Source organism: Orenia sp. (assembly GCF_055140805.1).
Window position 1 is genome coordinate 1 of sequence record NZ_JBSQYM010000086.1, and the last position, 12,591, is coordinate 12,591.

11 protein-coding genes are annotated in these 12,591 nt (G+C 30.4%); 8 read left to right on the forward strand and 3 right to left on the reverse strand.

Translation table 11 applies throughout. The features are described 5' to 3' along the window. Positions 1–179 precede the first annotated feature (179 nt). Both ACTCDL_RS09575 and ACTCDL_RS09580 read right to left on the reverse strand, forming a co-directional pair. Entirely contained in the window at positions 180–494 is a 315-nt protein-coding gene (locus ACTCDL_RS09575) for a hypothetical protein (RefSeq protein WP_463176086.1), read from the reverse strand. A gap of 275 nt (positions 495–769) precedes the next feature. Continuing rightward, complete coding sequence (locus ACTCDL_RS09580; protein ID WP_463176087.1) at positions 770–1,288, reverse strand: AAA family ATPase; 519 nt, start codon at positions 1,286–1,288, stop codon at positions 770–772. Between the two features lie 1,185 nt (positions 1,289–2,473). Between ACTCDL_RS09580 and sigK the strand changes: the two genes are divergently transcribed. The 8 genes from sigK (at position 2,474) to ACTCDL_RS09620 (ending at position 11,744) form a co-directional block, all read left to right on the forward strand. Next, positions 2,474–3,181 (forward strand): RNA polymerase sporulation sigma factor SigK, encoded by a 708-nt coding sequence (gene sigK, locus ACTCDL_RS09585; protein WP_463176089.1) that lies wholly within the window; start codon positions 2,474–2,476, stop codon positions 3,179–3,181. Between the two features lie 223 nt (positions 3,182–3,404). Beyond that, positions 3,405–4,673: an MFS transporter gene (locus tag ACTCDL_RS09590; protein ID WP_463176090.1), complete on the forward strand. Its 1,269-nt coding sequence runs from the start codon at positions 3,405–3,407 to the stop codon at positions 4,671–4,673. Between the two features lie 369 nt (positions 4,674–5,042). Continuing rightward, positions 5,043–6,311 (forward strand): GTPase HflX, encoded by a 1,269-nt coding sequence (gene hflX / locus ACTCDL_RS09595; RefSeq protein ID WP_463176093.1) that lies wholly within the window; start codon positions 5,043–5,045, stop codon positions 6,309–6,311. Further along, entirely contained in the window at positions 6,298–6,486 is a 189-nt protein-coding gene (locus tag ACTCDL_RS09600; RefSeq protein ID WP_463176094.1) for a hypothetical protein, read from the forward strand. Before hflX ends, ACTCDL_RS09600 begins: the two co-directional genes overlap by 14 nt. Before the next feature lie 66 nt (positions 6,487–6,552). Continuing rightward, positions 6,553–6,981 carry a MarR family winged helix-turn-helix transcriptional regulator gene (locus ACTCDL_RS09605; protein ID WP_463176095.1) on the forward strand — a complete coding sequence of 143 codons (429 nt, stop codon included), beginning with the start codon at positions 6,553–6,555 and terminating at the stop codon, positions 6,979–6,981. A gap of 290 nt (positions 6,982–7,271) precedes the next feature. Further along, positions 7,272–9,575: an efflux RND transporter permease subunit gene (locus ACTCDL_RS09610; RefSeq protein WP_463176097.1), complete on the forward strand. Its 2,304-nt coding sequence runs from the start codon at positions 7,272–7,274 to the stop codon at positions 9,573–9,575. A 195-nt stretch (positions 9,576–9,770) separates the two neighbouring features. Further along, positions 9,771–10,541, forward strand: coding sequence for an outer membrane lipoprotein-sorting protein (locus tag ACTCDL_RS09615; protein WP_463176098.1), 771 nt, complete (start codon positions 9,771–9,773; stop codon positions 10,539–10,541). Between the two features lie 78 nt (positions 10,542–10,619). After that, positions 10,620–11,744 carry a hypothetical protein gene (locus ACTCDL_RS09620; RefSeq protein WP_463176101.1) on the forward strand — a complete coding sequence of 375 codons (1,125 nt, stop codon included), beginning with the start codon at positions 10,620–10,622 and terminating at the stop codon, positions 11,742–11,744. Between the two features lie 72 nt (positions 11,745–11,816). Here the strand turns inward: ACTCDL_RS09620 and ACTCDL_RS09625 are convergent, their stop codons facing one another. Further along, positions 11,817–12,191 carry a PH domain-containing protein gene (locus tag ACTCDL_RS09625; RefSeq protein ID WP_463176105.1) on the reverse strand — a complete coding sequence of 125 codons (375 nt, stop codon included), beginning with the start codon at positions 12,189–12,191 and terminating at the stop codon, positions 11,817–11,819. Between the last annotated feature and the right edge of the window lie 400 nt (positions 12,192–12,591).

Below are 12,591 nucleotides of genomic sequence, written 5' to 3' on the forward strand. Positions count from 1 at the left end.
ATGAGAAACGTAAGCGAAAAACAACTTTAGACAGATTGATGGAATATACTATTCCATTGACTAATTGTCAAAATTCGGCTTAAGTTAACGCGTATGAAAGCATCTTTAAAATTGTTATCATTTACTTGCTCAACAACTATATTATCATTAATTTTAGGTTCTATTTTAACTTTACTATGTCATAATTGAATAGGATCAACAAATTGTTCTAATTTAAAACTTTTTTTCTCCAACTCTTTAAGCAATTGATTTTGTTTTTCAATATTATATATATAAAACCTAGGGATAATTTGTTTATTCTTATAAAAGCTTATTACTTCATCAACTATTTTTTCTGGATTATTTGATACCTCTCTTATATAAGCATGATTTGCATCATAATATTTAGGATTATCTTCATTACAAAAAAGAAATCCCCATGATGTTTTAATCTTTTCTGTAAAAGATTCTAAATGTGCTAATTTTATGTCTTCTATACTACTAACTATATCCATATTATTTCTCCTCCCGTAATGAAATCTTTTTTCTTACAAGCTACTACACTATAGTATAGTAGTTAAAACATAAACTATGATTTCATATTCACTTAACATCCTGTAGCTTCGTAACGTTCCTGCTAATGTTCTCCACTTCTAATTAAACCCACCAAGTCTAACATAAGTCAGCATATCCTTTATATATACACTCAATTGGGATGTCGCTCATTTATTGTTATGTTATGGCTTTGTCCAGAACTTGTCCACAAATTATTTTTAATATGTATAATGCATTAAGCAAAATCATAAATATATTTATCACTTTCTAGTATTTCCTTAACTATTTTCTCAAATTTTTTATTAGCTGTATTCAATTTAAATTTTTTGTCAATATTTTTTTCTTCAAATTGGCTAATCAACTCTAAAACTCTACCACCCATTCTATATTCTTTGGGTCTCTTGTTATCTCTTCTTACAATTTCTTCTTTTTCGGCTGTTAAAACAACATATTTGATGTTAATATCTTTATCCAATTTTTTTAAATAATCTAAGTGTTTAGGAAAAGTTATATAATCAATAACTACATCTATATTTTTGGAAACAAAGTTGTTAGCTAAAGATATAAAATTTTTCCAAGCTAAATCTATATATTCACCATTATCTTTCCAAGGAGCTACATAACCAGATATTATCATATGATAGACTAAATCCCCTTCTATATAGGCACTATTATCTAATTTCGATGCTAATTTTTTTGATATAGTAGATTTTCCAATTCCTGCACTGCCTGTTATTAAATAAACAGTATTCATCATTTTTTACCCCTTTTCAATTGGTTTTAATCTTATTTCCAAAAATTAACCTTCTAATTTGATAATACTTTAAAAATAATCTTATATTAAAATCATTTGAGAACTTTTTTACATCAAAACTATTTTATTATCATAGAAACTCTGCTTAATTTTAGTTTAATTTAATTTATACTTATAATATAACTGGGATAATTAATCTTCTTATGATTGAATCAAAATACTATAAAAGTATTGAAAACGGTCTATATAATAGTCTATTCAATTTATATCTACAATAAAATTACTTAGCCAGATCTTTCATATAACTATTGGATTAACAACATATGTCGTTAATAATTACTATATAAGATATAAAGAGACGTATGTCGTTTATAGCTACTTTAAATAACCTCTTAACCTTATTAACCTCTATAACTAATAATAACCATAATACCTTTCGTGTTATCATAAAAACTGACAGAACAGATTAATAAAGTAATACCTCAAAATTTAAAAATCATCTTTTAAAGAAACGCAAGCGGTAATTGAGTTATTTCCCAACTATCTAATAAGTATCAAACTTACAATCTACTCAAATATTTCTTATATAGACATAGCGTGTTTCGCTGGGAAAGTAAGCGGTCTATTGATATTAAGCAAGTTATATAGATAATCTAAATACTTAGCTAACTAACAAATTATTAATAATAAGTGCTAGCATTTTCCCCATCTTTTAAATGATTGGGCTGGGTTTGCCACGAAGAGTTTTTGTCCTTTAAAACTCGTAGGTTTGCCTACTTTTTCATCTATGGGAAAAAGGTAACTCGCCTATAGGCGCGCCCTGAGGGTGGTTTTCCCGAGGAAGTACTCTTGGGGTGAAACCTATACTCTGATCAAGCAGAAATCATCAAAAAAACCTCAAAATAAACTTAACCTCAAAAGACAAAAAATTACTTCCTAAACTTAATTCTACAATTAAACACAAAAACCTTTTTTATCCAACAAAATATTGGAAAGGACAAAATCCCCCACTAAACCCAGCTGTCACAGACACAAAAAATCACCTTTTTAAAATTCTTGCACTATTTACAAAATAAAGTCGATTTGGAGATAGTTAAAGTTTAATAAATTTAATGGACAGGCACAATTGTCTAGCTTTGCTCATATAGATATAAATAGGAGTGAAACTTGGGAGGTGAATGGTCTTTGGTGCCTTCTTTTTTAGTTGAGTTATGCTCAACATTGATGGATGGCTTAATGTTTTTAGTATCATATATCTCTAATGGTACTACCTTTGCACAGCCTTTATCCAAAGAGGAAGAAGAAGAATGTTTAAAGAGATTGGCTGAAGGGGATTTAACAGCTAAGGATGAGTTAATTGAACATAATATGAGATTGGTCGCTCATATAGTTAAGAAGTTTGAAAATACTAAAGAGGACAATGAAGATTTAATCTCGATTGGGACTATTGGATTAATTAAAGCAATTGATAGTTTTAATCCTAATAAGAATACTAGATTAGCAACCTATTCAGCCAGATGTATTGAGAATGAGATTTTGATGCATTTAAGAAAGACGAAAAAGCTAAATAATGAGAAGTTAATGCATGAACCGATTGGTTCTGACAAGGAAGGAAATGAAATCAAATTAATTGATATCTTAGGAACAGCAGTAGATGTAGTCAGTGAAAAGGTCGAATTGGCTATGAAAGAGGAGACCTTATATGAAAAGCTTAAAGAACTGGACAGTAGAGAGAGAAAGGTACTGGAATTGAGATATGGATTAAAGGATGGTCAAGAAAAAACCCAAAGGGAGATTGCTGATAGGCTCGATATCTCGCGTTCCTATGTCTCTAGAATTGAGAAGAAAGCTGTCAATAAATTATATAAAAAATTTACAGTAGAGGGCTACTAGAGTAAATCTAGTAGTTCTTTTTTTTATATGGTAAATTAAAATATTTATTGATTAAAAATTAATAGTAATAAGAAAGGTAAAATTTAATATTCTTATAGTTATTATAATCTTATTGTTCTAAATAAAGGTTATAAGTCCTAACTATATATGCTATAATAGATGTAAATATCTAAAATTAAAAATTAGATACAGTGATTTTTTAGTAAAGGAGAGGAATTAGCAAATGATTAAAAAACTAAAACAGCTATCACCTGAAATCTTAATGTTCTTTATTTTGATCTCAGCAGTAGCTTTAGGTAATGGTCTAAGTAATAATGTCTATTCAAATTATTACAAAGAAGTTTATGATGTAACGGCTTTACAACGAGGATTTATTGAGTTTCCTCGAGAATTACCAGGGATGTTATGTGTTCTTGTAATTAGTTTTTTGAGCTTTTTGGGAGATTTAAGAATTGCTTTGATTGCCCAGGTATTGGCTATTATCGGCGTTGCAGTTTTAGGTCTTTTTACACCATCTTTTACTGTAATGTTAATATTTTTGTTTATCAATTCTATGGGAATGCATCTCTTTATGCCCTTGCAGGATGCTATTGGGATGTCTTTAGCAAACCCCAATCAAGTTGGACGCCGTATGGGTCAGTTTTCTAGTGCCCGAGCAGCTTTTGGTCTGTTAGCAGCTTTGTTGGTCTTTTTTGGATTTAGAACAGATTTTTTTAGTTTTAATACTTCTATTAAGTGGATATTTGTAGTTTCTGCAGTTGCCTTTACCTGTGCAGCAGTGATGAGTGTAATTATGATACGTCGTACTAAACCTCATAAGGTAGCAGCTCGTAAGATTAAACTAATTTTTAGAAAAGAGTATCGTTATTTTTACTTAATTACTGTATTACGTGGAGTTCAAAAACAGATTGCTATAGTTTATGGCACCTGGGTTCTTGTTGATGTTTTAATGAAAAAAGCTGATACAATTGCAATGCTCAGTATGATTGCTGGATTTATCTCTATTTTCTTTCTTAATAAACTAGGAAACTGGATGGACCAGTTTGGGATTAAGCGGATGTTGTATTTAGATGCCCTTACATTTATTGGAGTTTATCTGGGCTTTGGTTTTGTAGTTTGGGGTATTACAACTAAGATAATTCCTAGCCATAGTCTAGGCCTCTGGATGATATACATATTATTTATCTTAGATAAGCTATCTTTTAGGATGGGGATGATCAAAGCGGTATATCTACGTTCAATCGCTTGGAGTGAAGAAGAAATTACATCTACTTTATCTTTGGGATTAAGTCTTGACCATGTAGTTTCTATATTAGCAGCTTTTGCTGGAGGATATGTCTGGTCACAGTGGGGTAGTCAGTGGGTATTCTTTTTAGCAGCATTATTTTCTTTAGGTAATCTCTTTGTAGCGTATCGTGTACAGCCTGATCAAGAAAGGGATTTGGCAGAGAGGATGAAGGTTGAGTTAAAGGAGACTGGAGCTGGAGTATAGCTTTTAACTATATTTGAACTCTCCAAATGTCTATGTTAATATTAATATACGACTTGTGCTAGTAGAAGAACTAATACAATAGAGATTATGACAGTTTGTTCTTTGGTAGTTGGGTAGTTAGGTTTAGCCTGACCAATCTATCCATGAAAAGATACTATAATATTTAAATTTAATTAGCCAACTGGTTAATATATAATTTAAAACTGTATTCTATATTTAGTATCAGTTTTAGAGGTATATATTTTATATTAAGGGTTGTAGATGAACAATATGTTTATGTTCATTTGCAACCTTTTTTGCTCTCAATTAAATTAGGAGCTTTTCAATAAAATTAAAAAATTGACCTAGAGAAATGAAAGGAGATTTAAAATGGCTATAAATAAAAAAGCGATAGTAATAGGTGTTAATATCAAAAATCGAGAAGATAATTTTGAATATTTAATGGAAGAATTAAAAGGCTTAGCAACTGCATGTAAGATAGAAGTAGTTGGAGAGATGACTCAAAATTTAGATCATATTAATAATTCCCATTATATTGGTTCTGGTAAGATTCAAGAAGTTAGGAGATTACTAGATTCCACAGTTGCTGAATTAGTAATAGCTAATGATGAATTATCTCCTTCTCAAATTCGTGTACTTGAAGATAGACTGGATATAAGAGTAGTAGATAGAACTATGTTGATCTTAGATATCTTCGCTCAACGTGCAAAAACAAGAGAGGCAAAATTACAAGTGGAAGTAGCTAGACTCCAATATATGCTACCTAGATTAGCGGGTCAAAGAAGTTATGATCGCCAAGGTGGAGGAGCAGGGTTGAGTAATAGAGGTGCAGGAGAGAAAAATTTGGAGCTTAGTCGAAGAAAAATTGAAGACAAGATAACAGCTTTACAAAAGGAGCTAGAAACACTAGTTTCTCAACGGGAAATACAGCGGAAAAGGCGGAAGAAAAGTAGGCTTCCTATTGTCTCCTTAGTTGGATATACTAATGCTGGAAAGTCCACTTTGATGAATACAATGGTTGAGATGTTCAACTCTTCTTTGGATAAACAGGTATTTGAGAAGAATATGTTATTTGCAACCTTAGAAACGTCAGTTAGAAAGATAGAATTACCTGATAATAGATCATTTTTACTGACAGATACTGTTGGATTCGTAAATAGATTGCCCTATCATCTGGTCAAAGCATTTCGCTCTACATTAGAAGAGGTTGCAGAAGCTGATTTGATAATCCATGTTGTTGACTATTCAGATCCTCAATATCAAAGCTTGATTGAGGTTACAAATAAGACATTAAAGGAGATTGGAGTTGAAGATGTCCCTATTATTTATGCTTTTAATAAAGGGGATTTAACAGATACTATAATTCCTCATTTGAGAGAGGATAAGGTCTATTTATCTGCTAAGAAAAGAACAGGAATAAATGAGTTAATCCAATTAATCAGTGGATATATCTTTAGGGACTATACTAAATGTAAGATGCTAATACCTTATGGTCAAGAACAACTAGTCTCTTATTTTCATGAAAATGCTAATGTGCTTACAACTAGTTATGAGGAAGAAGGTACTAAGTTGACTTTAGAGTGTAAAGAGAGTGATTATGAAAGATATGAGGATTATGTGATAAATGAAAAAAGTTAATATTAATAATATTATTGGATTAGTAGTTGGGCCTTTAAAATTGAACAGAAGACTATCAATCAATAAATTATATAAGAGGATTAGAGTAGAAGGCTACTATAGTAACTCTGGTAGCTCTTTTTTGAAACTATTAATATTGTTTGTCAATGTTTTCTTGACAAAAACTAATAGATAATTTATAATAATAAAAAATAATTCGATATTCGTAGTAAGTTAAAATCTTAATGAGGTGAATCTAATTATGGATTTAGATAATAAGATAAATTTAGGAGAAATAATTTTAATGGATTTTGTAGAAGTTATTTTTGAACATGTCTCTGAATTAGAGCAAGATTTTAGTTTAAAAGAACATATTTTAATTGAGTTAATTGGTCAAAGAAATTCTGCCACAATGTCAGAATTAGCTTCATTCTTTTCTACTCCAGCAACTACTATGACAAGTATTGTTAACCGTTTAATTGAAAGAGGATATCTTAAACGATATCGAAGTGAAGAAGATAGACGTGTTGTTCTAATAAGCCTTTCTGCTAAAGGAGAAGAATATTATCAAAATCACAGGCAAGAATATGTAGGAATATTTAAAGAATCTTTAGTAGGTGTTTCTGAAGAAGAGTTGAAGATAACTGCTAAATTATTATCGAAAGTTAAAAAAGCAGTATTCAATAAATAAAAAAATATCATTATAATGATATTTTTTTAAATAAATATTACGAAAAATGAAATATTCTTAAATAGTATTAAAAACTCTTTAAAAAGGGGATGATATTTTTAAAGTTGGATGATAGTGATGAGTTAAGAGTTAAAATCAAAAGTATAAAGCCCCATAAGTTTTTACTTTAGGTTGAAAGTTTATATGGAGGTGATTTATTTTTTTAGAATGAAATGATAATGATTATTGAAATTATTCTTTTGATGATTGAGAGTAAATTATAAAATTTTAATGAGGAGATGATTTGTGTTATGAACAGAATCTCAAGTTTTTCTATTCGTCACCCTTGGCTAGTCATTAGTATTTTTTTATTGGTTACAGTCTACTTTGCTCTGCAAATTCCAAAAGTACAAATGGATCCTAGCCTTGAAGGATTGATTCCTGAGAATATGCCTTCAAGAGTAAATCTTGATAAAATCGAAGAGGTTTTTGGTGGAACTGATGCAATAATGATTATTTTGGAGACAGATGATATTTTAAATGGTAAAACTTTAAAGAGAGCGAAACGGATATCAGATGAATTAGAGAGCTGGAAAGAAGTAGATAAGGTAAATAGTCCTTTTACTGTACAGGATGTAAGAGGAGAAGGTTATATGTTGATTGTAGAGGATGCCATTGAAGATATTCCACAAAGTGTTGAGCAAAGAGAAGAGATAAGAGAAAGAATTAAAAACAATGAATTGATTTATGGTAGTATAATTTCTAAAGATTTTAAAGCAATGGCAATCATAGGAGTATTAAAAGATGATGTTGCAGATGATTTAATATTAACAAAGGTTAATAAACTAATAGAAGGTATACCTGGAGATGAAGAAGTCAAGTTAGCTGGGATGCCAATAATTAGAGCAGAGGTTAGTAAAAATACTCAAAGTGATATGAAGAAGTTGATGCCCTTAGCTTTATTGATTATGTTAGTATTCTTATATCTGTGTTTTAGACAGTTTAGAGGGGTTTTATTACCCTTTATGGTAGTAGTGATGTCAATTATTATTTCAATGGGATTAATTTCAGTATTAAATTGGAAGATATATTTGATTACAGTTATTTTACCAATGTCTCTAATAGCAATAGCTAACGATTATGGAATACATATTATTGCTCATTATCAGCAAGAGAATACTTCAAAAGCTGATTTAAGTGAAAAGAAATTAGTTGAAAAAGTTGTTTCCAGTTTGGGAGCACCAATTATTGCTGCAGGACTGACTACAGTAGCAGGAATGTTATGTTTAATGTCACATATTATGGTGCCTGCCCAAGAACTTGGCATACTTGCTGCAATAGGGATTGGCTTTGCCTTAATAGCTAGTATCACCTTTATGCCAGCTGTGATGGTCCTCTTACCTAAAGCTAAGCCCATAGAAACTGCTGATGGAGAAGGGAAAAAAGGGATATTAGAAAGGTTACTTAATTTTACTGCTGATTTTGTAACAATTAATTCCAAAAAGATAGCATTAGTCTCTATTGTAATTATAGGATTGATCTCCTTAGGAATTTTTTATTTGAAGATAGATACTAATCCAGTCAATTATTTTAAAGAAAATTCAAAGGTTACTAAGGCAACTAATGCAGGAAACAAATATTTTGGAGGAGCTAATACTATTTCAATAATGGCTCAAGGAGATATTACAGATTCTAAAGTAATGGGAAAAATAAGTGATTTTGAAGAGACGATTATCCACCATAAGAACATTGGAGATGTAGGAGCAATTTCTAAGATAATAAGAAAGATGAATAAAGAACTTCATAGTGGGGATGAAAGATTTGATAAAATTCCTACTAATCCAAATGCGATATCTCAATATTTGATGTTATATGAGAGCTCTGGTGACCTTAAAAAATTAGTAGATTTTGATCGTGAACATGCTTTAATTACTGCTAAAATACCTACTAATAGTACTGGAGATATCCAAGAATTAGTTAAATATATGAGAGATTATATTAAGAAGGATAAAGATTCTCCCTTAAAGATAGTGGGAGGTTTTGGGGATTTACAATCCAAATTAAGTGATGCAGTAGTAAGAGGACAATTTATTAGTTTGATTACTGCAGCAATAGTTATAGCTATAATTGTAATGTTCTTATTTAGATCACCAGTAGCTGGTTTAATGTCTATAATTCCTTTAGCTTTAGCCATAGTTAGTTTATTTGGATTGATGGGATTTTTTAAGATTGAATTAAATATAGCAACAGCTTTATTATCCTCAATAATGATTGGGGTAGGGATTGATTATACAATTCATTTCTTATGGAGATATCGTGAAGAGAAGAAAGTTAAAGATACTATAGAAGCAATTAAGATTACCCTAACAACTACAGGAAGGGGAATAATTTTCAATGCCTTATCAGTTATTATTGGATTTATTGCTCTGATGATTTCAGATTTTTTACCAGTAAAATTCTTTGGCTTTTTAGTTGTAGTATCAATAGGGGCTTGCTTATTAGGAGCATTGCTATTCTTACCAGCAATTTGTATTATCTTTGAACCTAAATTTTTAGAAGCTAAATCCCAAGAGAAGGTTAAAGGGGTTGCGAAAAGAATGGAATATCAAAATTAATATAATTATATTAATTTTGATATAGAGAGTGATGGGTAATGGGTATATTGCGACACTTTTTACTTTGGTAGTTAGGGGTTGGGTGGTTAGGTAGTTAGATTTTCCTAACCCCTACCAACTCACCTCCTAAATATTGCTTTTTATCTATATTATGTCAATTTTTTTACACTAGATATTTATAAGGGGAGATGTATAATGAAGAAGTTGATCAGTTTAATTACTTTGATAGTATTGCTCTTTGGTTTAAATATTATAGTTTTTGCTAAGGTAACAGGTGATGATTTATTAGATAAGATGGAAGAGGTTAGAGATGTTCAAACAACTCAGATGGAACTTAAATTAGAACTGTATGATCCTTCAGGTAGTAAGAGGGTTAGAACTTTAAGAACTATCAGTAAAAAGATAGAAAGAAAAAAATCTTTAAGTCGTTTTTTATCACCATCTGATGTAGAAGGAACAGGATTTTTATCTATAGATAAGCCTGAAACTGATGATGAGGATATGTATTTATACTTGCCTGCTTTAGGGTCAGTAAGAAAGATTTCTGGAAGTCAAAAAAATGGTAGTTTTGTAGGAACAGATTTTAGTTATAATGACTTATCCTTAGTTAGTGCAGAGAATTATAATGATGATTATAAGGCTACAGTTTTAGAAGAAAATGAAGAAGAGTTTATTTTAAAGATAATTCCTACTGATGAAGATATAGATTATAAGTATGGGAAATTAATTCTAAGTAAGAAGACTTGGTATCCAACTAAAGTTGAATTTTATGATTCTAGAGATAAGCTACAGAAGATTTTGACAAACTACAATGTTAAACAGATTCAAGGGTATTGGACACCTCAGAAGGTGATAATGGAAGATGTACAAAAAGGAACAAAGACTATACTTTATTTAGAATCAGTTCTTTATAATGATGAGGTAAATGACCGTATCTTTAGTCCAAGATATTTAAGAAGATATTAAATTGGAAACAAGTGATAAGTGATGAGTAACTTGTCACTTGTTATTTATTATAGTTAATATAAATAGGAGGAATTAGTAATGCTAAAAAGAAGAAATTTTATTTTAGCAATAGTAATATTTTTAATTTGTAGTACAGGAGTTTTTGCCAAAGATAAATTAGAGATTTCTGGAACATTAGATAGTAGTATTGAAGGAATTTCTGATGATGGAGAATTGATAGACCGAGAGAGGTTGGATTTAGAGTTAAAGAAGAGTTTTGGTTTTGATGCAGATATGTATATAGATTTGTCTACTTATTCTATGAAGAATGAAGATACAGAAGTAGAAGCTAATGAAGCTTATTTAAATTATTATACAGATCATATGGATTGGAGAATAGGTAAGCAGATAATTAATTGGGGGAGTGCTTATAAATTACAACCGACAGATTATTTTAATCCTCATGATTATACAGCCATAAAGCCTTTAGATGAGAAGCTTGGTGTTAAAGCAGTTAAGGGAATATATTATACTGCCAATGGTTTAGAGATAACAGGAGTAATAACATCATATTTTGAAAGAAACAAGTTATCTGAAGAAAAAGAAAATTTGTTAAAGATTAAAGGGATAGCAGGAGTAGAAGATGATATTGAAAATATCCAAGGAGGATTTAAAATAACAAAACGTGCCTTCAAGGGGTTTGATTTATCAGCAAGTACTTACCATGGTTTTGATAAGGAATTTATAGAAAATGATAAAGGAAAATTTATTTATCCAGAAGCTAATAGAATTGGTTTCGATTTTATTGGAGATTTTGGAGAGATGGGAGTTTGGACAGAAACAGCTTATAGTATTTATGAGGATAATCAATTTAATAATCGTTTAGAGGCAGCGCTGGGTATAGATTATAAATTTAGTGATGATTTATATTTAGTAGGTCAGTATTATTTTAAAGGTGGTCGTTTAGACAATGAAGATGATATTAAAATTTTAAATTTCCATGCTGATAGACCGATTTTTCAGTTTCATCAAATAGAATGTAATATTAATTATGAATTGGGAACAGAAACTTTTGTAGTTGAACCACAGTTTAATTATTCTTTAGCCAATGCTGTTGAGTTACAGATAGGTGGAACCTATGTTGATAGTGATGATGAAGATGATGCTGTTGCTTCTAAGTTGGGCAAAGATAGGGTTTATACAAGATTAAAGATAGAGTTTTAGGTGCTTATTCTAATTATTTCATAATAAAATAAGAAAAGAGATACTAAATCTATAGATTTAGTATCTCTTTTCTTATAATACATACTCAGCTAGAGTCTTTTGAACCTCGAGAATATTATTACTCTTTCCAAATTGCTTTTGGATTGGCATACTCGCACCTGCAACCCACAGCTTTAATTCTGAGTCTGCATCAAAACTACCAGCAGTTTCAACACTAAAGTGTCTAATACTTGAATAAGGAATTGAGTGATATTCAACCTTCTTTCCTGTAATCCCTTGTTTATCTACAACAATAAGTCTTTTATCAGTAAATACAAAAAAATCTCTCAATACTTTATAGCCTTTATTTACAGTTTCACCATCAAGTAATACTTCAGATAGCTCTTGTTCTATTTCTTCAGTATTCATTTCACTAGCATTTCCCATCAATCCGTCTAAAAAGCCCATAAAATACCTCCTCTTTAATAATGGATTGTTTTATTATACCATATCTTAAAGTTAATATCATTAGTTGAGAGAATATTACAGGGGAGAAAGGTTAAAATTAATATGTAAGTGAACCTCACCACCTAAATCAAAAACAAGATTTAGATGGAGCTTCGCTATACTTCACAAATACCATATAGGTATAGGTTACTCGTAGCTTTTTAGTGAAGTTTGTATTTTAAGTTTCCTCTACAAGTGTAGATTACCTTATTCACTAGGGGCTGCCCACAAACCCATTATCCCTCATAGCACTATGCTATTTTGGGAATACATTAATCCTTACGATACCTTGAATATTTTACACAAACAAGGATTAGTGTTTGTAACTCCATATATTCACTTGTACGACAAGGGGCTGAAC